Origin of the sequence: Lactobacillus kimbladii (assembly GCF_000970755.1) — a bacterium.
In the GTDB taxonomy this organism is placed as follows: Bacteria; Bacillota; Bacilli; order Lactobacillales; family Lactobacillaceae; genus Lactobacillus; species Lactobacillus kimbladii.
In genome coordinates this window covers 235,582-259,023 of record NZ_KQ034007.1, presented here as the reverse complement: position 1 = coordinate 259,023, position 23,442 = coordinate 235,582, and the positions used below count along the sequence as shown (strand labels likewise).

The 23,442-nt window shown below is 33.6% G+C and carries 24 protein-coding genes and 2 pseudogenes; 8 read left to right on the top strand and 18 right to left on the bottom strand.

The genetic code is table 11. The features are described from left to right. Nucleotides 1–186 precede the first annotated feature (186 nt). From JF75_RS01715 to JF75_RS01705, 3 genes are read right to left on the bottom strand one after another with little or no spacing between them, the layout of a single operon-like run. Entirely contained in the window at nt 187–1,539 is a 1,353-nt protein-coding gene (locus tag JF75_RS01715) for a PTS galactitol transporter subunit IIC (protein ID WP_046331595.1), read from the bottom strand. A 22-nt stretch (nt 1,540–1,561) separates the two neighbouring features. Beyond that, complete coding sequence (locus JF75_RS01710) at nt 1,562–1,882, bottom strand: PTS sugar transporter subunit IIB (protein ID WP_046331594.1); 321 nt, start codon at nt 1,880–1,882, stop codon at nt 1,562–1,564. Further along, nucleotides 1,879–2,337: a PTS sugar transporter subunit IIA gene (locus JF75_RS01705; RefSeq protein ID WP_342446793.1), complete on the bottom strand. Its 459-nt coding sequence runs from the start codon at nt 2,335–2,337 to the stop codon at nt 1,879–1,881. Before JF75_RS01705 ends, JF75_RS01710 begins: the two co-directional genes overlap by 4 nt. 162 nt (nt 2,338–2,499) lie before the next feature. Here JF75_RS01705 and JF75_RS01700 point away from each other — a divergent pair, with 162 nt between their 5' ends. The 6 genes from JF75_RS01700 (at nt 2,500) to JF75_RS01675 (ending at nt 8,758) form a co-directional block, all read left to right on the top strand. Then, the gene (locus tag JF75_RS01700) at nt 2,500–3,243 is read left to right on the top strand and encodes a DeoR/GlpR family DNA-binding transcription regulator (protein WP_245190702.1); all 744 of its coding nucleotides are present in this window, start codon (nt 2,500–2,502) and stop codon (nt 3,241–3,243) included. A gap of 20 nt (nt 3,244–3,263) precedes the next feature. Next, nucleotides 3,264–4,217, top strand: a complete 954-nt coding sequence (locus tag JF75_RS01695) for a 1-phosphofructokinase family hexose kinase (RefSeq protein WP_046331592.1) — start codon at nt 3,264–3,266, stop codon at nt 4,215–4,217. Between the two features lie 411 nt (nt 4,218–4,628). Further along, nucleotides 4,629–5,552, top strand: coding sequence for an ABC transporter substrate binding protein (locus JF75_RS01690; RefSeq protein ID WP_379853959.1), 924 nt, complete (start codon nt 4,629–4,631; stop codon nt 5,550–5,552). A gap of 508 nt (nt 5,553–6,060) precedes the next feature. Beyond that, nucleotides 6,061–7,029, top strand: coding sequence for an ABC transporter substrate-binding protein (locus JF75_RS01685; protein WP_046331591.1), 969 nt, complete (start codon nt 6,061–6,063; stop codon nt 7,027–7,029). A gap of 33 nt (nt 7,030–7,062) precedes the next feature. Continuing rightward, a complete protein-coding gene (locus tag JF75_RS01680; protein ID WP_379859279.1) occupies nt 7,063–7,977 on the top strand; it encodes an ABC transporter permease in 915 nt (304 codons plus the stop codon). Next, nucleotides 7,955–8,758: an ABC transporter ATP-binding protein gene (locus tag JF75_RS01675; RefSeq protein WP_046331589.1), complete on the top strand. Its 804-nt coding sequence runs from the start codon at nt 7,955–7,957 to the stop codon at nt 8,756–8,758. Before JF75_RS01680 ends, JF75_RS01675 begins: the two co-directional genes overlap by 23 nt. A 21-nt stretch (nt 8,759–8,779) precedes the next feature. Here the strand turns inward: JF75_RS01675 and JF75_RS01670 are convergent, their stop codons facing one another. From JF75_RS01670 to JF75_RS01660, 3 genes and pseudogenes are all read right to left on the bottom strand, one after another. After that, entirely contained in the window at nt 8,780–9,277 is a 498-nt protein-coding gene (locus tag JF75_RS01670) for a TetR/AcrR family transcriptional regulator (RefSeq protein ID WP_046331588.1), read from the bottom strand. 32 nt (nt 9,278–9,309) lie between these two features. Further along, the gene (locus JF75_RS01665) at nt 9,310–10,668 is read right to left on the bottom strand and encodes a DHA2 family efflux MFS transporter permease subunit (protein WP_046331587.1); all 1,359 of its coding nucleotides are present in this window, start codon (nt 10,666–10,668) and stop codon (nt 9,310–9,312) included. Between the two features lie 257 nt (nt 10,669–10,925). Then, nucleotides 10,926–11,336, bottom strand: a pseudogene (locus JF75_RS01660) (DeoR/GlpR family DNA-binding transcription regulator); the annotation flags it as partial. 17 nt (nt 11,337–11,353) lie between these two features. Between JF75_RS01660 and JF75_RS01655 the strand changes: the two are divergent. Continuing rightward, nucleotides 11,354–11,848 (top strand): annotated as a pseudogene (locus JF75_RS01655) (PTS system mannose/fructose/sorbose family transporter subunit IID); the annotation flags it as partial. An 11-nt stretch (nt 11,849–11,859) separates the two neighbouring features. Here the strand turns inward: JF75_RS01655 and JF75_RS10725 are convergent. From JF75_RS10725 to JF75_RS01645, 3 genes are read right to left on the bottom strand one after another with little or no spacing between them, the layout of a single operon-like run. After that, nucleotides 11,860–11,991 carry a hypothetical protein gene (locus tag JF75_RS10725; RefSeq protein ID WP_280682934.1) on the bottom strand — a complete coding sequence of 44 codons (132 nt, stop codon included), beginning with the start codon at nt 11,989–11,991 and terminating at the stop codon, nt 11,860–11,862. A gap of 7 nt (nt 11,992–11,998) precedes the next feature. Next, complete coding sequence (gene rpiB / locus JF75_RS01650; RefSeq protein ID WP_046332899.1) at nt 11,999–12,514, bottom strand: ribose 5-phosphate isomerase B; 516 nt, start codon at nt 12,512–12,514, stop codon at nt 11,999–12,001. A gap of 17 nt (nt 12,515–12,531) precedes the next feature. Continuing rightward, nucleotides 12,532–13,188, bottom strand: a complete 657-nt coding sequence (locus JF75_RS01645; RefSeq protein ID WP_141639305.1) for a ribulose-phosphate 3-epimerase — start codon at nt 13,186–13,188, stop codon at nt 12,532–12,534. A gap of 181 nt (nt 13,189–13,369) precedes the next feature. Here JF75_RS01645 and JF75_RS01640 point away from each other — a divergent pair, with 181 nt between their 5' ends. Beyond that, nucleotides 13,370–14,356: a LacI family DNA-binding transcriptional regulator gene (locus tag JF75_RS01640; RefSeq protein ID WP_046331584.1), complete on the top strand. Its 987-nt coding sequence runs from the start codon at nt 13,370–13,372 to the stop codon at nt 14,354–14,356. A gap of 25 nt (nt 14,357–14,381) precedes the next feature. Here JF75_RS01640 and JF75_RS01635 read toward each other — a convergent pair whose 3' ends face one another. From JF75_RS01635 to JF75_RS01595, 9 genes are all read right to left on the bottom strand, one after another. Then, nucleotides 14,382–15,830, bottom strand: a complete 1,449-nt coding sequence (locus tag JF75_RS01635) for an FGGY-family carbohydrate kinase (RefSeq protein ID WP_046331583.1) — start codon at nt 15,828–15,830, stop codon at nt 14,382–14,384. Further along, nucleotides 15,820–17,181, bottom strand: coding sequence for a PTS galactitol transporter subunit IIC (locus JF75_RS01630; protein WP_046331582.1), 1,362 nt, complete (start codon nt 17,179–17,181; stop codon nt 15,820–15,822). The genes JF75_RS01635 and JF75_RS01630 overlap by 11 nt, the downstream gene beginning before the upstream one ends. Nucleotides 17,182–17,191: 10 nt before the next feature. Beyond that, the gene (locus JF75_RS01625; RefSeq protein WP_046331581.1) at nt 17,192–17,485 is read right to left on the bottom strand and encodes a PTS sugar transporter subunit IIB; all 294 of its coding nucleotides are present in this window, start codon (nt 17,483–17,485) and stop codon (nt 17,192–17,194) included. Beyond that, entirely contained in the window at nt 17,485–17,964 is a 480-nt protein-coding gene (locus JF75_RS01620) for a PTS sugar transporter subunit IIA (RefSeq protein ID WP_046331580.1), read from the bottom strand. The genes JF75_RS01625 and JF75_RS01620 overlap by 1 nt, the downstream gene beginning before the upstream one ends. 12 nt (nt 17,965–17,976) lie before the next feature. Next, nucleotides 17,977–18,831 carry a class II aldolase gene (locus tag JF75_RS01615; protein ID WP_046331579.1) on the bottom strand — a complete coding sequence of 285 codons (855 nt, stop codon included), beginning with the start codon at nt 18,829–18,831 and terminating at the stop codon, nt 17,977–17,979. A 65-nt stretch (nt 18,832–18,896) separates the two neighbouring features. Continuing rightward, a complete protein-coding gene (locus JF75_RS01610; protein WP_046331578.1) occupies nt 18,897–19,271 on the bottom strand; it encodes a PTS sugar transporter subunit IIA in 375 nt (124 codons plus the stop codon). After that, nucleotides 19,261–20,733: a BglG family transcription antiterminator gene (locus tag JF75_RS01605; RefSeq protein WP_052726850.1), complete on the bottom strand. Its 1,473-nt coding sequence runs from the start codon at nt 20,731–20,733 to the stop codon at nt 19,261–19,263. The genes JF75_RS01610 and JF75_RS01605 overlap by 11 nt, the downstream gene beginning before the upstream one ends. A 301-nt stretch (nt 20,734–21,034) precedes the next feature. Then, nucleotides 21,035–22,024, bottom strand: coding sequence for a D-2-hydroxyacid dehydrogenase (locus JF75_RS01600; protein ID WP_046331576.1), 990 nt, complete (start codon nt 22,022–22,024; stop codon nt 21,035–21,037). 34 nt (nt 22,025–22,058) lie between these two features. After that, the gene (locus tag JF75_RS01595; RefSeq protein WP_046331575.1) at nt 22,059–23,408 is read right to left on the bottom strand and encodes a HEPN domain-containing protein; all 1,350 of its coding nucleotides are present in this window, start codon (nt 23,406–23,408) and stop codon (nt 22,059–22,061) included. Nucleotides 23,409–23,442 lie beyond the last annotated feature (34 nt).

Here is a 23,442-nt window from a genome sequence, read left to right as displayed (position 1 = left end):
GGACATACTTTTTTTAGTAAAAAGGGTATCACTTCCCTTCTTATTAATTAGTAATCCTAAAATAATAACGAAGACATTTATCCAATAAGTTTTAGAAATAATTGCATAACTGAATAAACCAAATGTCAAAAAACTTAAACAAGTCCAAAAGACTTTTTTGTTCATTAATTTATCCATTATTCAGTCCTACTTTAATTTACTGTATTTCAGGGCTGGAATTGGATTTTTCTTAAATGAGCGATATAGTAACCAGAAAAGAGCAAGTAATGCAACTAAACCAATAATTGCCCAAATATTACCCTTTCCTGCCCATGCCATCACAAATCTCAATTCGGGAGCTTCAATTGAACTCCATGATACTTGTGATCCTGCAGGTACTTTAATAGAAGTGCTTGATTTTGCTAATTTTGTAAAGATATTAGCAAAATATGATGCACCGTAAAGAAAAACAGGTTCATAGATAACACCTAAAACAAGCATTCTCAAAAGATTACCACCAGTAAGAAGCAATCCACCTACACCAATACAGTAATTGATGACACCTGCAATTGGGAGAATAGTATTACCCGGCAAAATCGCTGCATAAACAATTGATACTGGGATCATTAACACCATAGTTACCCATAACTCGGTACTTTGTCCCAAAATAGGCCAATCTAGTCCGATTGAGAACGTTCTACCTTTAACGTGTTTTTTCATAAAGTCACTCATAGTAGAACCAAATGGAGTTAAAGCATCCATAAAAAACTTTGCCATAACTGGAAAAATAGCCATGACAGCACCAACAGTTACGGAAAGATTAAGTGCATCACCTATACTGTAACGACCAGCTAACGCAAGAACTAATCCAATAATTGCGCCCATTGTCACTGGTTCACTGAATACACCAATTTTACGTTTTAATGAAGAAGCATCCCATTCACGATTAAAAATCGGAATATAATCCATTAATTTATTAATAGGAGACATTATAATCGCCGTAAACGCTTCAATGTGGGTTACAGTAACACCCTCATAACCAAGCATATTGGCAATTTCTTTACTCCACATATCACCTAATTTCAAACAAATTACAACTTGGATAGCACCACAGATGAAGCCCCAGATTAAACTGCCAGAAATTTGGTAAACCATATAGCCAGTTAAGGCAATACCCCATACATTCCACATATCGGCATTCATTGTATCTGTCATTTTAGCCAAAAGCATGACCAGATTGACTACGATTTCTACTGCAAAAAACAGAAAAGCTAATGTCCAGCTCCATGTAATAGCAGCAGCACCAGTCCAGCCAAAGTCGACTGCTGGCAGATTAATGCCAGTATATTTAGCTAATGCTTTGGCTGCTGGACTAACAGTTTCAGTCAATTGATTAATGGCCATTGACATTCCAATAAATCCGGTACCTAAATAAAGACCTGAAAGTATTGCTTTAGATGGCTTCATTCCAAAAATTAATCCCAAAATTATAATTAAAATTGGAATTAAAACCTGAGCACCAACTCCCAAAATTCCTTGAATTATACCATTCCAATCCATTTAACTCACCTCTATTTATAGATTATTCTGCCTGCTTAATAATATCCGCCACTTTTTGATTGGCTTCTTCCTGACCCATTCCAGTTAACCAGGGCAAGCCCACCATTCCTACAACGTTATTAGCGTCAAGTACTTCCTGCAGTTCAGCGTCAGCTTGCGCTATACCAACATAAATAATGACACTGCTGTCATTTTCAATTGTTGTCTTGGCCTCACCAATTGGCTCAGGTGTTGCTTTCGCCAATTGATCCAAACCATTTTCTGCTAAATAATCATTAATTTTATTCGCTACTTGGGGACTGGTAGCAACACCCGTTCCACAACAAACCAAAATAGTTTTCATTTTATTACCTCTTTAAACTTATTTTTGACAATTTGAAGCATATCTTTAGTGTTTTCTGTTTCCATGTAATGTTTGACAAAATCCTTATCTTGGAATGCAGATATTATTTGAGCTAAAAGTTCAGGTTGTTTTGACCCGTTTTTAAGGCCTAAGAATAAGAAATCTTTAGCTTCCATGTCTGCATTATCTCCCATTTGTTTAAGTTTTAATGGCTTGGTGGTACGACCAATATAAATAAATGGGTTTTCAACATATTGTGGATCAACATGTGGCAAGGCTAGTGAAACCTGTGGAAATTTAAGTCCAGTTGGATATGAAAGCTCCCTCTTTTCCAAATTTGATATATATCCAATCCTGGCAAAATCAAGTTTAATTGCACGAGAACCAACTAAATCAAAAAGTTGTTCTTCTGTTTCAACTGAAATATTTAAATCAATTAATTTTTGATAAAACACTACAATACCTCCTTTCACTTTGAATACGTTTTCAATATAATACTAAGTTTGAACAATGTCAACCTTAATTTAACAAAGATTAACAAAGTTGAACTTAATATGTTATAAAATGTTTGATATACTACTAAAGTCATGATAAAATCGGTAAAAAGAAGTGATTATTTGAGTTTACAAGAAAAAAGGTTAACAGAGATAAACATTCTGTTACGTAAAACCGGTTTTATGACGACAGTTGACATTGCTAAAAATTTAGATGTTTCTTCAATGACCGTAAGACGTGACTTAAAGCGTCTGGAAGAGCAAGGAAAAATCACGAGAATTTATGGCGGTGCTCAAAGTAACTATCAGACCGAGTCAACAACAAATGAAAAATTACAAAAAAATATTTCCGAAAAAAAAGAAATTGCTAAATTATTAGCAAAACAAGTAACTAATAATTCAACAATTTTTTTAGGGGCTGGAACTACTTTATTGATGTCTGTTCCTTTATTACTTTCGAAAAATCTTACTTTTGTAACCAATAGTTTACCTGCATTTAACGAAATTAATAAAAGTAAATGCCGCTTATTTTTGACAGGTGGAGAACTACATAGGAACACAGAAGAATTTTTAGGCGAAAAAGCTGAAAACATCTTTGAAGGCTTAAATTTTGATTATGCATTATGCTCAACTAACGGGATCAGTGATAATAGTGTAACTACCAGCACAATACCTGAAGGAAATATTCAAAACATAGCAATTGCTCACGCAAAAAAGTCTTTCATAGTGGCAGATCATACCAAACTGAATCATTCTGATATCATCACGTTCCGTGACCTCGATAAATTTGATCTTTTGGTGACGGACCCCAAGGTTTCTCCTGATGATGTTAAAAAATATTCAAAATATATTAAAATCATACATTAACTTATAGATTAGGAATAAAAATGGAAATTACAGTTACAGTTAATCCCTCAGTAGATCGTTTATACGAATTAAAACAATTGGAAGTAGGACAATTAAATAGAGTTCAACTGATCAAAAAAATGGTTGGAGGCAAAGGCATTAATGCTGCAAGAGTCTCTGCCAACCTTGGAGCCAAAACTGTAGCTACAGGATTTTTAGCCGGTTCAAATGGCAAATATATTTTAGAACAAGCTAAAAATGACCAGTATAAATGTAACTTTATTGAAACGAACGGTAACACAAGAAATTGTTACACTATAATTCAAAATAACGGTGAAAAAACTGAAATAAATGAGTATGGGGATCATATTCCCGTACAATATTTCAACCAGTTGCTAGAAACTATCAAACAATTAATTACTAAAAATAAAGTTGCCGCAATTTCTCTAAATGGTAGTCTGCCTCCGAGTGAGACTCATAATTTTTATCCCCAAATAATTGCCAAAATTCGTGAATTTGATCCAGATATTAAAATTGTGCTGGATACTTCTGGGAAAGCTCTAGCTGAAGTTTTAAACAGCGATAACTTACCAGATTTCATAAAGCCCAATGAAACAGAAGTTGCTGAATTATTAGCTTTTCCTGTTACTAAAGACTACAGTATACTTAGAAAAGAGATATTAACAAGTAAACTGATAAAAATTCCAAATATAATTGTTTCTTTAGGAGAAAAAGGGGCACTTTTTAAGCATGAACATGATTTTTATAATATTAAATTAAAACCAGTAAAAGTAGTTAACACAGAAGGCTCAGGAGACTCACTTGTCGGTGGTCTTTTATATGCCTTAGGCAAAAACTATGATTTTAAAGAAGCCATCAAGTGGGCGATTGCATCAGGGACTGCTAATGCAATGGAGACCAAAACTGGCTTTGTTGAGCTTAGCAAAGTACTCGAAATTATTAAAACTATTAAAATTGAACGAATTGCTGATTAACACACTTTTTTCCTAGCCCACTTAATAGCACTAACAATAAAATTAAATTAAGCCTTGACTTTAATTTCTTATTTTTTTATAATTCGGTTATTGAAATTGGAGGTAAGGATAATGATTGAGTTTAGTCAAAAAGAAAGTCAACTAAATAATCGTTATTATCTTAGCTACTATAGATAAGAGTTTGGGTTCATCTAGGTGAATTCAAACTAAACACAAGTTTGAATTTATCTATGATGGCTAAGACTCTTTTAGTTTGGTTAGCCACATAGCTTTCTAAGTGGCTGACCACATCCAATCGTTTTTGGCAATAAAAATTTTTGTGCACCCACTTAGAAGTAAGTGGGTATTTTTTATGGAGGCAGAAAAATGCGTTTTAAGAAATTGATCACAGGAATTAGTATTGTCGGATTAATGGCATTAGGAGGCTGCAGCAGCAAAAAAGCTGGCAAAGCGCCAGATGTCAAACATGTTGGGGTTTTACAGGTAGTACAACACCCTTCTTTAGACAAGGCATACAAAGGTTTTAAAAAGGGACTAAAAGAAAGCGGCTTTGTCGAAGGTAAAAATCTTAAGATTGATTACCAGAATGCGCAAAATAATCAGGACAATTTAAAAAGTATGAGTGAAAAACTGGTTAATGAAAAATCTGATTTGATTTTGGGCATTGCCACGCCGGCAGCACAGAGCGTTGCCAATGCGACCCAAAAAATACCAACTGTTGTTACTGCTGTAACTGACTTAAAAGCAGCCAAGTTAGTTGATTCAGATGCTAAGCCTGGCAGAAACATTACAGGAACAACAGACATGGTTTCTATTAAAAGGCAAATTAAGTTGCTGCTATCAATTGTTCCTAAAGCAAAAACGGTTGGTATTATGTACAATGCCGGTGAATCAAACTCGAAAATACAGGCCGATTTAGCTACAGCGGCACTGAAAAAAGCAGGAGTGAAAGTTTTGATTAAAACCGCAAATACTACTAATGATGTCCAGCAAGTAACTGAAACACTTGCATCTAAAGTTGATGGTATTTTTGTTCCTACTGACAATACTTTCGATTCAGCTGCTTCTGTAGTTGGAAAAGTAGTCAAAGAAAAGAAAGTTCCCCTGGTAGCAAGTTCCGTCGATCAAGTTAGAACAGGTGGTTTGGCCTCAATCGGAATTGATTACGAATTATTAGGAGAACAAACTGGCAAAATGGCTGCTAAAATCTTATCTGGCAAAGCTAAGCCAGCTAACATGCCGGTTGAAAGAGCACATGATATGAAATTAGTTGTTAACAAGAGTATGGCTAAAGCACTGGGAATTGATCCTAAATCAATTAAAGCACCCAAATAATTTTAAGTTGATATAAAAAGGCCACTGAACAGTGAAATAAAAAGCAAAAGTGAAAAGCTTTGTTGCTTATTTCAAAAGGGTGACCTTTTTATTTAACAATAATAACTAGAACGAGGAATTTTATTTAATTTTTGCTTTAAGTGATCATAATTATTATTATTTTTACAAGCTAAATTTATTATTTCTTGACTTTTTCTTCTTTATTTTTTATAATCTTCTCATTAAGGTTGGAGGTAAAGTTTTATGAAATATAATTTAATACGAGTCTCACAACTGAATAACCGTTATTACTTTAGCTATTTTAGATAAGGTTTGGGTTCATCTAGATGAATTCAAACCAGACTCAAGTTTTGAATTTATCTATGATGGCTAAAGTCCTTTAATTGCGGTTAGCCACATAGCTTTCTAAGTGGCTAATCACAAATGATTATTACTAATAATTCTTGTATATCCACTTAGAAATAAGTGGATATTTTTTTACGGTCAGCAGTATTACGGAGGAACGAAAATGCGAATCAAGAAAATTATTATGGGAATGGCTTTAACTAGTCTGTTGCTGCTTAGTGGCTGCAGCAACAAGAAATCAGGAAGTACAGCAACTGTCAAGCATGTGGGTATACTGCAGGTAGTACAGCATCCCTCATTAGATGAGGCTAACAAAGGTTTTAAAGAAGGCTTGAAAGAGAATGGCTACGTTGAAGGCAAGAATCTAAAAATTGATTACCAAAATGCGCAAAACAGCCAAGACAATCTGAAGAGTATGAGTGAAAAATTAGTCAATGAAAAATCAGATTTAATCTTGGGAATTGCTACACCGGCAGCGCAAAGCGTAGCTAATGCAACCCAAGATATTCCTATTGTAGTAACTGCAGTGACTGATCTAAAAGCTGCTAAATTAGTAAATTCAGATGCAAAACCTGGCAGAAATGTCACAGGAACCACTGACATGGTTTCAATTGATAAACAAATAAAATTGTTATTATCAATAGTGCCTAAAGCTAAAACAATTGGCATCATGTACAATGCCGGTGAGGCCAATTCTAAAATTCAAGCGGATTTAGCTGTCAAGGCTCTTAAAAAAGCTGGAGTCAAAGTCTTAATTAAGACGGCCAACACTACGAATGATGTTCAACAAGTAACTGAAACTTTAGCCGGAAAAGTACAAGGAATTTACGTACCAACAGACAACACATTTGCTTCTGCTTCTTCAATTATTGGTAAAGTTGTTAAGGAAAAGAAAATCCCACTGGTAGCCGGTTCAACTGACCAGGTTAAAACTGGTGGCTTGGCTTCAATTGGAATAGATTATGAGGCGCTTGGTAAACAAACCGGTAAAATGGCTGCTAAAATTTTAGACGGTAAAGCTAAACCTAAAGATATGCCTGTTGAAAGGGCAACTGATTTGAAATTGGTGGTTAACAAGAAAATGGCAAAGGCACTTGGAATTGATCCTGCTTCAATTAAAGCACCTAAGTAAATTAAAGAAAGGCAGCGTGAATCAATAGTTATGTTGAATACATTTTGGGAGTTATTACTTTCATCTACTTCTCAAGGATTACTTTGGTCATTAATGGCAATCGGTGTTTACTTAACTTTTCGGATATTAGATCTAGCCGACATGACAGCTGAAGGCAGCTTTCCGTTAGGCGGAGCCGTTGCAACGATGTGCATTATTAAGGGAATTAATCCTGTTTTAGCAACTATTGCCGCATTTGTTGGCGGTTTGATTGCTGGCTTAGTTACTGGTATTTTGAACACCAAATTGCGTATTCCTTCCTTACTAGCAGGAATTATTACAATGACTGGCTTGTACTCCATTACTTCCAGAGTAATGCAAAACGCTGCTAATGTTTCATTGCTAGGCAAAGAAACAGTTTTTACAATTGCGCAAAATTGGGGATTAAGTCGTAACAATGCGGTAATTGTCATGGGACTGATAATTGCACTGTTAGTAATTATGTTATTAGTCGTTTGCTTCAAAACTGAAATTGGCCTAGCTATGAGAGCAACTGGTGATAATCCGCAAATGAGTGCCGCTAATGGTATCAAAACTCAAGGAATGAAAATTTTAGGCTACATGATTTCTAACGGCTGTATTGCCTTGTCAGGTGGACTTTTAGCACAAAATAACGGCTTTGCCGACCTTAACTCTGGTGTTGGTACTCTGGTTATTGGATTAGCTTCTATCATTATCGCAGAAGTACTTATCAGGAATCTGCCAATTGGCGGTCGTTTACTTACATTAGTTGTAGGAGCGATCATTTACCGCTTAATTTTAGCCTTAGTATTCCAAATGAATGTCGAACCATCTGATGCTAAATTAGCCTCAGCTTTAGTATTAGTTGTTTGCTTAACTTTACCTAATTTCCATTTACCACATAACCTTAAAGGAGGAAAACAAAATGCCAGAAGTACTAAAGATTAAAAATTTACATCAAACGTTTGAACGTGGGACTGTAAACGAAAACCGTGTACTGCGAGGAATCGACCTCAATTTAGAAGCCGGAGATTTTGTGACCATTATTGGTAGTAACGGAGCGGGTAAATCTACCTTACTTAACAGTATTGCTGGAACATTGCCCATTCAAGAAGGTCAAATAATTTTAAACGATACTGATATCACTAAATTACCTGTTACTAAACGAGCAAAAAATATTAGTCGCGTATTTCAAGATCCTAAAATGGGAACAGCGGTCAGATTAACAGTTGAAGAAAATTTGGCTTTAGCGATGAAACGAGGCCAACGACGCGGTTTTCGTCCCGGCGTTAAAAAACAGGATAGAAAATTTTTCAAAAAGCAGCTGGCGCAACTTAATTTGAATTTGGAAAACCGTCTAGAAACTGAAATTGGTTTACTTTCTGGTGGTCAAAGACAAGCCATTACCCTTTTAATGGCAACTTTGCAAAGACCAGACTTGATTTTACTGGATGAACATACTGCGGCTCTTGATCCACAAACTTCAATAACAGTCATGCAATTAACTGAAAAATTGATTTCTGAACAGCATTTGACAGCATTTATGGTCACTCATAACATGGAAGATGCTATTCGTTACGGTAATCGTTTAATTATGTTACATCAAGGTCGTGTGGCAATTGATCTGGCAGGTGAAGATAAGCAAAATTTAACTGTGCCTAAGTTAATGGAATTATTCCAAAAACATGTAGGTGCAGGTCTTGAAGACGATGCTATTTTACTGGCATAAAACAGAAAAACAATCTGAATTTCAGATTGTTTTTTTATTCTTCAAACAATTTTGATGAGCATCAATTACTTTGACAATGTTATTTATTGGCTCAGAACAATTATTTTTTAGCCACTCGGTAATTATAGCTACTATGCCATTGCGAAAAAACACCTCATCATAATGATCTTTTTCTTCATGATTATCTATAAACTTTTCAGCAACACCATTTTGTAAATTAAGTTTAAAAAATAAACGATATAAATCTTGGTTGTCTTTAACATGTTGCAATAATTTTGAAAAACATGGTTTTTTAAAATTATTTTGCGTTAATGCGTATTCATCAACAAGATATTTTCTTAATTTGTCTGCAATATCATAAATATCTGTGTAATTATCATAAAAAGTTGACCTGTTAATTTGTGCCTTTTGACAAATTTCAGTGACTTTTAAATTTTCTAAATTACTATTCTTTAAAAGTTCTACGACAGCATTTTGAATTTTTTTACGTGATACGGTGCGATTTCTTTTTTTATTCATAGAAATAATTATGACATATAAAAATCTTTTTGTTAAAGCTTTTTGAATTTATATATGCTAATAAATAATTGAACTAAAGCCAAAAATGACATCATACCGAATGTGAATTGAATTCCTATATAATTTGCCGTCACTTTGGTATCAATAAAGTGGGTTGCGCTAGTCATGGCTTCCATAAATAAAGAAGTTCCTATAGCACCGCTTAATGTTCTTAAACAAGTTAGAAGAGCTGTACCATTTGCTGCTTCATTTTTAGGCAAACTTTGCATTCCCCAAGTTACGATTGGCATCATCAAGCAGCCAACCCCTAATAAACGGAGAAGATAAAAAACTCCTAACAAAATTATTTCTTTTGGAGAATTGATAAATGTTACTCCCAAGCAACTAATTACTAATAACAAGCTTCCTGAAATTGCCAATTTAGTTATTCCGAATCTGTCATAAAACATCCCTGTAAAAGGATTAATTATAGCCATAGCTAACGATCCGGGCAACATTATAAATGCTGAAATAAGAGCTGATTTTTTCATTACAGTTTGAATTAAAATAGGGTAAATAGTTGAACTACCCATCATTATTGCATAAAGAAGCATACTGATTAATACAGCCAAACGAAATTTTGAATTCTTAAAAATTCTTAGATTTAGTAATGGTTCATCATCTTGTAACTGTCTTTTACAAAAAATAATTATTAATACTGTTCCAATAACCATCAAGATTAAGCTTGTAAATAATCTAGTAGTAATATTGCTTAGTCCTATCAACATACTGCTCAAGCCACCAGTACTTAATAATAGAGAAAAGTAATCTAGATGATTTTTTGCAACTGGTGAAACATTTTCAACGCTAAAGATTGCTAAAATTATAATAAAAAGTGATATAGCTGCTGAAATAAAGAAAACACTGCGCCAACCCCATATTTCAATAAGGAGGCCTGTTAAAGTTGGTGCTATCACAGGTGCTGCTCCTGATGCCAATCCCAATATCCCCATGACCATTCCCTGTTTGTTAACCGGATAAAGAATCATAATTACTACTTGAGTTAATGGTAAAATAATGCCGCTACCCAAAGCTTGAAATATACGACCTATTAGTATAATGGGAAAATTGTTCCCCCAACAACAAAGTAATGTGCCGAAAGCAAATAATAGCATTGACGATAAAAATATTTGCTTAGTAGTAAAGCTTTTAATCAAATATGCTGATATAGGAATCATTACAGCCATAGCTAAACTAAAGGCGCTGGTTAACCACTGGGCAGTTAGTGCTGTCAATGATAACTCATGCATAATTTGTGGTAAGGCCGTTGTTAATGAAGTTTGAAGAAACGATGTGACAATTGTTCCAGTCAAAAGAGTTCCAAAAATTAAATTAGCTTTTTTTCCAGTCATGAATTTCTCTTCTTTCAATTTAAGTTGTTTTAATTATATTGATGTAGAAAAGATAAACAACCAACAATTTATATTGAAATGTTGGGAAAGTATAGATAGTAAATCAATTAAAAATTGAAATGGGTATCCTATTATCCATTTAAGAAAAATCTGACAGTCTATTGTAAAAATAAAACAGCCTGCTAAGAATTAAAAATCACCAGCAGGCCTTTTTGTTAATATCTTTTGAATCAAGTATTACAAATTGATATTTTAGATTAGTAAACTACCTCAACATTATTCTTTTCAAACAACTTACTGTACTTTTTAGCAGGCTTTTTATCTGTTACAACTGCAGAAATCTGACTTAATTTACAATCTCTATAAGGAAAAATCAGACCCATCTTATTGCTGTCAATCAATAAAACTAATTTTTTACTGCATTCAATTAAAGTATGCTTTAGGCTAGACTCGGATTCAACCTTATCAGTAATACCGTACTCCAAACTAAATCCTCTACACGACATAAAAGCAATATCAAAAACATAATCACGTAAATTTCTGGCAGTAATCATACTACTGGAATACGTATCAATCATCCTCCCCCCAATTACATTAATTTTATTTTGTGTATGCAAATTTAAATAGATTGCAGTTTCTAAATTAGTAGTTGAAATGTTTAAGTCGTTAAAAGCAGCAAGCTCTTAAAAGACATACTGTTTTTTATAATATCACTCAATATGTGGGAATTTTTTGCCAGGGTTTAGTTGCCTCAATGGAAAAACAAGCTTCCCAGCGTAAAGACTATGATGTTTCTTCAATCAGTGCCGTCAAGGCTAGTTTGATGGGACCAATGTCCGGAATTGGTGACACGCTATTTTGGGATATTTTAAGAGTTGTTGCTGCCGGAGTCGCAATGACATTTGGAATGCAAGGCAATGTTTTAGCACCCTTCGTCTTCCTGTTGATCTACAACATCCCTGCTCAATGGTGTCACTGGGAAATGACTAAACTAGGATTTACAGTAGGTTCTGAATATATCACTGAAATGTATTCATCTGATTTATTAACAATTTTCACAAAAGCAGCCAGAACTTTAGGTTGCTACTGGTTGATAGCAAAGAAGCACGTCAACTTTACAATTGTCATCTTGGGCTTAATTGTCTTTTGCATTTTGATAAGTGCATTAGGCATTGCTTAAGGCTAGAAGAATTAATTAAAAATAGCAAGACTTTCAAAAAAGCCATAATTATTTTCCTCTGCATGTAGCAGTTCAACATTTTGATAATCTTTAGTATTCATGACAATGACAACTGTAGAGCAATCATAACTTGCTTTTCTCACCTATACCTTACAGTGATTGATCTTCAAATTGTTCTTTACCATCAAATTCTTGGGAATGCTCCAATTCAACAAACTTTTGTTCATCATCACTTTCAATTGCTGCTAATTCTTCTACTCTTCTTTCATGACGACCGCCAATATATTTGGCTTCTAACCAATTTTTGACGATCATCTTGGCTAACTCTGGACCAACTACGCGAGAGCCGAAAGCTAATACATTTGTATTGTTATGCATTCGCGAGAGTTTAGCTGAATAACAGTCACTGCATACGCAAGCTCGAATACCTTTTACCTTATTTGCTGCTAAGGAAATACCTACACCAGTGCCACAAATTACAATTCCCAGATCATAATCCCCGTTAGCTACGGCTTTACCAACTTTTTGACCATAAATAGGGTAATCAGTTCGTTCATTACTCTTAGTCCCAAAATCATAAACTTCATAGCCTAAACTTTTAACATATTCCATAATTGTTGGCTTCAATTCCAAGCCGACATGATCTGATCCAAAAGCTATTTTTATTTTCTTTGCAACCATTTTTACTGATTTTCCTTTCTGATTTGAGCAATTGTTTCCTGATAAGAAACTGACTTGTTAAATAGTGCTGAAGTTCCGAGAATAAAATTATCAACGCCTTTTCTATGCAGTTGATTAATTTTTTCTCGTGAAACTGCTCCGTCAATTCCTAAGACAAACTCATACTTTTCTTTTGCTGCGATAAACTGATCCAGCTTTGGCATTACAAAAGCTTGAAATGGCTGTCCAGCAAATCCTGGATGAACAGTCATTACTAAAACATAGTCTGCGTTAGGTAAAAGTTCTTGAACTGTAGTGAAAGACGTTCCCGTATTTACTGCAATTCCAGCTTTTTTACCCAAAGCGTGAATATCATCAATCGTCCTTGCAGGTTGCTTTTCAGCATCTGGGCAAAAATAAATAATGTCTGCTCCTAAATCACTAAAGAATTTAATGTAAGCACGAGGATTTTCAATCATCAAATGAGCATCCATAGGCTTTTTCGTCAAGGAACGGATTGTTTGATAATCTTCTGGTCCTAATGCAAAATTCGGAACATATCTACCATCCATTACATCCATGTGATACATATCGACTCCAGCGTTATTCAGCTTTTCAACTTCTAGTTTTAAATTACTAAAATCTGCGCACATCATTGACGGGCTTAGTATTAAAGACATTTTCTCCTCCTTTTTGAGTAAACGTTTACTCATACAACATACTGCTATTATTGCACTTAATTTTTTATTTGTAAACGTTTTTCTAAATAATAAGTTATAAAAAGAGAAATCGTTTAACCACAAAAAGAACTTAAATTTTTATTTTAATGATATAATTAGGCAATAAATGAAGGAGTAGGTAATGAAGCAATATTCAATTAAAGACATTGCAAAATTATGTAATGTTTCAACTGCAACAGTTTCACGGGTAATCAATAATAATGGCAGGTTTTCTGAAAAAACCAGACAAAAGGTTTTAGATGTTATTGAACAAACTGGCTATAAAATCGATAACAATGCCCGTAGTTTGCGTACGAATATTACATTCACTATAGGAATCCTTGTTCCAGACATTAAAAATCCCTTTTTTGCCGATTTGGTTCAAAAAATTGAAGAGTTGCTTTTTACCAAAAATTATTCCACCATTATTTGTAATACTGATAAAAATGAACAAAAAGAAAAAGCATACTTACGTATGCTTGAAAACAAAAAGGTTGATGGCATTATCGTGATTTCTGGGTCTTATCAACACGGTTTTAAATTTCAAAGTTCTCTAAAAGAAATTCCCTACATTTGTATTGATCGCGAACCAGAAAATTTTCATAATACAGTTTTTATTTCCTCTAATCACTATCAGGGCGCCCTGGATGCAACTAATTATTTATTTCAAAAAGGAGCAAAATCTCCTGTAGTCGTAGTCAAAAAAGTTAGTAGCTCAATTAAATCTAGAATTGACGGTTTTAAGGAAAGTTTGAAAAATCATTCTCTTAAATTTGCCAAGTCACGCCACGAACTGAAATTGCAAAGTCAATCTTCATTCGCCAAGTTTTTACAAAAAAATCCAAGTACTGACAGTTTATTTGCTGTCGATGACGGTATTGCAATGGAATTACTCAAATATCTTAAAAATCTTGGTTACCAAGTTCCTCAACAAATTCAAGTGGTCGGTTTCGACGATGTACCTGCAGCTAACATAGTTACCCCAAAATTAACGACTATCCAGCAAAACACCAGAAAAATCGCACAAACAGCTGTTACCAGCATGATGCATGCCATCAATAAACAAAATGAAAAAGGAAGTCAGTTTCTAATTCCAACTAAATTAATAATCAGAGAAACCACAAAATAGCTAAGTAAAAACTTAGCTATTTTGTTTAAAGACGATGCTTCATTTTATTGTTATATATCTCTTGATATAACTTTAGCATTTTGTTTAAATATTGTTTTTTTGATTTTTCTTGAGTAGGAAAATATTTAATTACAGCATTATGTAAATTATTATGTGTTGCGATCGTATATGCCCCTTCAGACACCACTTGTTGTGCATCTATACACTCTACTCTTAACCCCATTATGTCAGCTTTGAGTTGTGACCAAAGTGGGTCATTTACTGCAGGACCGATAACTTTTATAGCTGTATAATCCTTCGATTTGAACATCGACTTATATGCAATATAAAATTCAAACGACAATCCGAGAAATAAACCAAAGGTTAACTCATCTAGTGTCGTCCGCCTTGTTAGACCATATATCATTCCCTTACTGTCTGGAATTTTATTCGGTGCCCCACTACCGTTAAAATGGGGCAAAAATAATACTTGAGAATCAAAAAGCGAATGAGCGTTATATTCTTCTAAAACTTGATTCATTGTTGAAGAAAACTTTTCTTCGCTAATTTTGAAAGCATTCATAAACCAGGCAATTGTTGAACCAGCCGATGGCATGGCCGTAAATCTGGTATAAAGTTTGCTGTTTGTATAAATTCCGTTTGCCAGGCCATTTTTCTGTGCCTCTTTTGAAACATCTGGCTGATTGACGAGAGTCATAATAGCCTCAGTAGTTCCTGTTGAGTCAAACAAATCTGAATTCTGCAAATTAATTCCGGTTGCTCCACACATATGGTCATGACCGCCAATTACTACCTGGCAATTTTTATTTAATAAATTTGCAATTTTTCCGCAAACTTTCCCCAAATTAGTACCTGACTGAAAGACTTGGGGAAAAGTGATATTTTTTATTTTAAAAATATTTTTTATTCTTTCAGACCACTGTCTATTTTTAATATCAAAGCAAAGTGTCCGACTGGCAATAGTATTTTCAGTAGCCAAATTCCCAGTTAATTTAAAAACTAAATAATCAGGAATACACAACCACATAAATTTATCTTTTGGCTCGTTAATGGTTTCATCATATTTAAGTAACCAGGCAATTTTACAAGCAGAATAATGTGCATTTAAAGGCAATCCCGTAATTTGATAAATTTCATCCCTTTCCTCCTGAGAAATCTGATCAACAATTAATTGTGCACGCTCATCATACCAAGCAATACATTGACTAACTTCTTCTTTTTGCTCATTTATTAAAACTCCGGACTCTCCAACACTTGCTATTGCAATCTTCTCCACTTTATTTAGCTGAACTAAATTAAAAGTTTTTATTTTTGCAACAATTTCTGTCCACAATTTTTCTAAATCAAAGTTGGTCAAATTGCCCTTTACTTTCTTCGGTGTAGGAAATGCTTTTAACTCAGGAATTTGGTCATGCCACAATGTAACTTTAGTATTGGTTGTTCCAACATCAATGGTTAGGCAATTATTGATCAATATCAACTACTTCTTTCTTTGTAGTGCGATATATCCACCAGACTAAAAGACCGATTACCACTATTCCACCTAAAGCAATAGGATTAAGTTCAAAAATTTTCACTATCCAAAATCTAAGTGGATTACCACCATCTAAAAAGCTTGTAACTGTAGCGTGGGCAGCACCCTTATATGCTACAGTTCTAGCCATCTTTGTAATAACAGGAGCCATAGCACTCGCAATATAAAGGTCACCAATTAAACACGGTATAGCAATAATTACTGCTCTGAAAATATTACCCTTGCAGGCTAAAACAATCATTGAGGCAAAAACTGCCAAGTTAGCGAGGTCAGCCAGAGGCAAAGTGCGATTTCCAGGAAGAATAAATGCCAAAAGGATGGCAAGAGGAGTTAGCAATAAAGCTGTTGAAATTATGGAAGAATTACCGATAGCTACAGCTATATCCAGGCCAATAAAAAGATCTTTTCTATTCGGAAATCTCTTTGTTAAGAATGCTTGCACTGCTTGTGAAATTGGCATTAATCCCTCAAGTAAAACTCTGGTCATTCTTGGCAAGAGCAACATTACTGCAGCTAAATTAACACCGATATTTAACAGCCCTTTAACATCATAGCCAGCTAATAATCCTAATAAAACACCTAAAATTAAGCCAATCATCATAGGCTCACCGAAAATACCAAACTTCTTTTGAATGGTTTTCGGATCAATTTTAATATTTCTCACTCCAGGAATCTTATCTATTAGCCAATTTCCTATTAGTCCTATCGGCCAAAAGGTAATCGAAGACACTGTAGGTAAAGAAATACCCTCTAAGCCAAAATATTTTTCACCCATTGGCGCTGCCCAGTCTGCCATCTTAAAAACTATTATGGTAATAACTGCAGCAGCTAGTAATCCTAAAATAAAATTGTTGGTTACATAGTAAACTAGTGTACCCACAAGAGCAAAATGCCAGTAGTTCCACATATCTACGTCTACCGTCCTAGTTTTTCCTATTATTAGCATTACTATGTTAATAATTATAGTCATTGGAATTACAAACGGAGCAATTGGCAGACCCCAAGTAATCGCAGAAAGAGCTGGCCAACCAAGATCAGCAGCAGGAAGGTTAATCCCTGTATGCTTAACCATAGCTTGTGCAGCCGGTCCTACATTATTGGTTAGAATACCAAAAATTGCAAAAATACCGACAAACCCCACACCGACTGTCAAAGCGGCCTTGAATGCTTGTGAGATTTTCATTCTAAAGCATAAGCCTACTATAAATAGGATGATGGGCAGCATTACAATAGCTCCCATACTTAAAATGTACTGAACTATACTATTAATTTGTGAAGCCAAATTAACCATTTTTTGCCTCCTATTTTACGTAATCATAAATTTCTGCTAATGTTTTATCTGCTCCTATACCTGTAATTAGAGATAATGCATGAACAACCGGAATATCTAAATCAAATGGTACTTGTGTGGTAGCCACTATTAAATCAACGGTTTTGGGATCTGCAACTTCTGGTAAAGAGGCAACGTTAGTTTGCGTATAAGTTACTTCTACTCCTTTATCTTTCAAGTATTCCAATGTTTTTTCAGTTGCCACAGTAGATGTGGCAATACCTGTAGCACATACAAAAAGAATATTCTTTTTCTTATTAGCCATTATTTTTCCTCCAAAATAACTTTATTTACTATTTTCAATATTTCATCTTTAGAACTATTCCTGATTTTTACCAAATTTTCAGGGTCCTGAAATATATTCATGAGCTTAGATAAAATATTTAATTGCTTATTCGATTTATCTAGAGCCAGCATAAAAACAATTTCAACCCTAATTTTTGCTTCATCACTTCCCATTACTACTTGCTCTATGGGAGACTTCAATATGCCAATTGCAATCGCGTTGTGTTTTGTCCATTTTGCATCGGTATGAGGTATTGATACACCAAAGGGGTTAGTAGGTAAACCAGTCGGAAAATTTTGCTCTCGTAATATTACCTGCTTTGGATATTCAGGTTTTACCAGGTCTTTTTCAATTAAAACTTTTGCCAGAGTATTAATCACATGGTCAAAATTTGTCTTTTCGTTGAAAGTAACTATTTGATCTTTTTCAAACCTAATTTTATTGTCATTCAATGCCATATCTTAATTCCTTTAATAAACTTGAGCAGGAGATAGTTTGTTCATCACGTTAATTTTGTGATAAACCACATCTTTAACTGCTTTTCTGGCATCTAATGTGACATTTACCAAGTCAAAACGATCATTGTCTTTTTCGTAGTCTTTGCCCATTGATTGTATGTATGCTTTTCGCAAATCACTGGCAACATTAATTTTGACAACACCATAGTTAACCATTTGATTAATTTGTTCGTCTGGTATGCCAGAAGCGCCATGCAACACTAAAGGCACTTTACAAACGCTCTGAATTTCTTTTAGCAGGTCGAACTTGATGTTAGGATCTAAGTTCAAACCATGGACATTGCCAACAGCAACAGCCAATAGATTGACACCTGTTCTTTCAACAAAATCAACTACCTGGTCTGGGTCAGTATACTTATGATCCGGATTTACGTAGTCATCCTCTTTACCTGCTATTGCCCCTAATTCAGCTTCAACAGGTACACCGTAACCTTGAGCAAATTCGACTGCCTGCCTCGTATGGGCAACATTTTCGTCATATTCATATTGGGCATTATCCGTCATTACCGAACCAAATCCTGCCCTGCACGCATCAACCACATTTTGAAAATTCTTACCATGATCTAAATGCAAGGTAACAGGAGTCTCCATCTTATCAGCGTATCTTTTAACCATGTCAAAGATATAGCCATAACCTGATAAAGGAATATTAGTTGGTGCTATCTGAATAAAAGCTGGAATTTTACTTTGCTCAACTGCATCCAATATGCCCATTGTTGTGATTAAATCCGTGGTATTATAAGCACCGGCACAAACATGACGCTCTTTGATAATTTCTAATAATTTAAAGCCATTAACTAGTGGCATTGTTATTCCTCCAATACTTTTGATCTGGAATCCCTAAAAATCTTTATTAAAAGTGTTTTAAAAACTCAAATTAAATGTTTATCGTTTAAAAATTTTTTCAAATGATTTGAACCAGTAAGTGAAAAATTAGGATTAATTATCAAAACAATGACCGTATTTATATAAAACATACGCTTTTCCTGTTTTGAAAAATATTCAATTTTTTCCTCAAGAGACAAGTATAGAATTCTGTTTTGACTTATTTTGGTATCGATTATATGAATAATCAGTCCATTTGAAGAAATAAGTCCTTCTCCCATTTCGTCTCTATTTCTAATATCCTTTAATATTTCTTTTTTGCTTAGACCGGACTCTATATTGTTTACAAAGCGGGTAATGAAATGGTACAGGTCTTCACTGTCTTTTAACTGTACTGATAAATATTTTTCTTTAATATTCAAAACGTTTTTTCCTTACAATCTCATCAATTTTCTCTTGAACAATTTTTTGATCTTTTTTAGTAAACAAGGCACTAACAACTATACGCGGAATTTTAATTTTTTCAGAAACTTGTACAGTGGATATTAATAAATCAACGTCTTGATAATTAAATTTATCATCATTATTAGATGTAATCCCAACTATATCTATATTAGGAAAAGCTTTTTTTACCTTAATTTTTAGCAGTTCAGAAGTTCCTATTCCAGTAGCACACATAATCACCACTTTTAATTTGTAAGATTTTTCCTCAAGAGCCTGAGCAAAATAAAGAGTGATATACCCTACTTCATTGTCATCGATGCCTTTCAAGTTATACTTAAAAAATATTTTTTTAGCATCTGTAAAAATAATATGATATAAATCGTGATACTCCATTTTAATTTGTTCTAACAAATTATTATTAACATGAATATGATTTTTTAATCTGTTAACAAGTGGTTGAACATGTTTTTCTAATCTTTCCTGAATAAAAGTAAAATCATAGTTATAGTCTTTTGAAACTTTTGCAATTAGTTCTTTAGTTATTTTTATGACTAGACTAGATGTAGCAATATTCAAATCGCTACTTACAAACCTTGAGGAAGTTAAATATTGAAATATATAATCTACTTCAACATCTGGTACTTTAATACTCAAATAGTTACTAATATCTTTAATTACCTGTTTACTAATACGATATATTTCTGATTGATGTTGACTTGGACTTAGTTTTTGCTTTTCTTTGACCAAATACTTTGTACCATTTTTTCTTAAGCGACAAATCAAAATATACAAGTGTGAAAATAAATTAACATTATATGGATAAGGCAGTGTCATTTGTAACAGGTAATTAATTTTGTCAATCTCTTTCACAACAAAGCGGACATCATATTTTTCACTAAAGTCAGAGTTTAATGGTAATTGCTTTAGGTCTATTATTTCCTGGTCATTAATCAGTTTTTTTAAAGCAATTCTGATATTTTCTTCTGGCCCGCAAACTTTTAGAAAATTATTCTTAGAAATCAATTTAATTTGATACCTGCTAAGATTTTTTTTAATTATTTGCTTGTCATTATGACGGACATTCGAACTTACGTAATACTGAGCAAATACCTCACTTTCCTCTAACGGTTGCGGAGAATTTAGCAAAAGTTTTTTCATAATTCTGTTTCTCCTTTCAACCGGAGAAATATTTACCAGTGAATCTTCACCTAATTTCTGGTGCCCAGATGGTTGAATATAAAATTTATAGTTAAGCTTAAAGCCTCTTCCCCTTTGAGACATAATCACAGAAGAACCTGTACTCTTATTTATACAAGCAATTAATCTGTAAACAGTTTTTTCAGAAACAAATAGAATTTGTGCTATTTCTTTAGCGGTTACGTATCCATTGCTATTTAAAAGAAAACCGATTAATTCATGAATCCTATCTGAATTTTCCATAGTCACCCCCAATTCTTGATTTTTAGAGATTCAATTATTATCTTATTAACTTTTGCACCTTGGAAATTCCAACTTATGTCCATAATAACGGACAACTTTAATAGCGCTTACAAAAATGGCAGCTTCAGAAAGAGTGGAAGTAAAAAACAGACATTCCTTCAGTTTAGAAATGTCTGTTAGATTTTTACTTTTATTTATAAGTTAGTTACTCTGCAAATAATTTTTAAAAGTGAATGTCTCTAAAAATCTATCCTTGTATACTTAAATGATATTTAAAACTAAACAACTTTTATTTTCTTCCCTACAAGTTAACTACGCTATTCACTTCTCCACCTGAAATAATTGTTTTAGCATCATTTAAAGCAATCTCAATACTGTTTTTAACGGCTAGTTTAGTGAAAAAGGCAATGTGTGGCGTGATTAATACCTGCGGCATTGCTTTTAGTTCTTTATAATCTTCCGGCAATGAGTTCAGCATATTCTTTTTATCATAAAAATCTGTTTCATCGGCTAAAGTATCCAAGGCTGCAGCAGAAATTTGCCCATTTTTAAGGGCCGCAATTAAAGCTTGTGTGTCAACTAAGCCCCCACGAGCTACGTTAATCAGAATGGGCTTTTTCTTCATTTTATCAAAAGCAGTTTTGTCAATCATGTTTTCGGTGCTTGCTAGTAATGGTGTATGTAAAGAAATAATATCGGATTTAGCAAGAATCGTGTCAAAGTCAGTATAAGTGAGGTACGGTTCTAGAGACGCGTCATAAACAGGGTCATAAGCCAAAACTTTAGCCCCTAGTGCGCTGTATAAGTGTGCACTGGCGCCACCAATGTGACCGGCGCCAACTATACCGACAGTGCAATTAAAAATTTCAGTACTAATTGTACTTTTATCATAAGTAAAATCACCATGATCCATTCTGTCTTGATAAATCCCAATTTTACGCAGTAAGTACATTGCATCGGTTACACCGAGTTCGGCAATAGCCCTTGGTGAATAAGCTGCAACGTTTGTAATTTTAATACCATTCTTTTTTGCGGCTGCTAAATCTTGATTATCAACTCCAACCTGCCGTACGGATAATTGCTTAATGCCATATCGCTTAAATTTTTCGTAGACACTGGCTCCGACTGGAAGATTGCCTTCAGAACTCACTCCGTCAAAACCTTGAGCTAAACCAGCATTATCTGCAGACAAGTCATCGTGGACGATTTTTATTTCAACTTGGTTTTTTTGAGCCCAGTTTTCAATAATTTTTTCTTCCATTTTAATTACACCATAACAAATAATTTTCATTTACTCTTTCTCCTATTCTTAATTCAAGCTATCTTTATAAGTATCTCTTGATTAAGCTGCAAAAATATCTATTTCCCCATTTGTTGCTATATTCTTGATAAATAATATCTTCAGGTATATTGTACTCATACAAAATTTTTACTCGTATAATATTTCTGAGAAATTCAACATAGTCAACTTGCTTTTGAAAATCAGTGATTAAAAATTCGCTTTTAGTCTTTTCGCCATGGGTTAAATAATCCCTAGTATCTACAACCGAATTTATGAACATAGACTCAGTCGGATTTTCTTTACTCTTAGCTTCTTCAAAAAATAAGTGGTACAGTTTTTCTGGCAAACTTTCTATGAAAAAACTAATTTTTTTATTTAAAGACTTTATTCTTTTACCATTTTTAAACTTTTTTCCTGCCATATAAAATTCGATTGAATTTACATAGTCAAGCAACGAGCTGTTGATATTAAGCTCACGATTTATATTATAAATATAATTATTAATCAAGTTATTAAAATTTATATCATCTTTATTTACTGCCTTGAATACATTTCCAAGTTCATTTGTATAAAACTTGAAAGCAAGTCCTGGTTTGTAAATAAAACTTGAAAAGTCTTTAGAACTATTCTCTTTCATTACTTCAGAATATGGAAGACGTAACTTAATACATTTATTATCTTTAAAAAATCTAATTGAAGTTATGTCCATTCGGCTATCATTAATAATTGAAATAAATCTTTCGAACTTATTTACAAAATTTAAAATAGTTTTTTCACTATAAAGTTTATGAGGTTTTATTTTCAACGCAATATTTGTTTTAATACTTAAAGACATTCGTGAATTATTTTTAAAATAAAGAGGTTTTAAAAAGATATCAAAATCAGTTAACTCGCATATTCTAACGTCTTGCTTTCTTAAAATTTCTGTACTTTCTAAATTTTGGGGAATAATATAACTGGCAATTTCACTCAAAGAACTTATTGTTATCCACAACTCATCTGGCTTTTGTTCTTTATTAAAAGGTAATCTGGAAAAATCAGTTTCATAAGAAACATATTTTATTGCACTTAATCCCGAAATATGAAGCCTATGATTTGAACTTGAAAAAGTATTTAATCTGACAAACGTGCCATCTTCTAAAAAGCCATATATACAATGTTTGATACTATTAGTTAATGGTAAATAACCGCCAGCAATTTTATCATCTTTAGTATAAAGAACTGGAGTAGTTTTAACTTCCGCTTTTCCACCTTCGTATTTAAATACCCCAATTGCAAAGCCATCACGAAGTTGTCTTTCTAAAAAATCTGGATTTACACCAAATTCACCCATTAATTCAAATACACTACGTGTTGTTTCATTCAGGTTCGTGTTATTTCTGTATCTTTTCAAAAAACTTGCTCCATTCTAAAAATGATTCGTACAG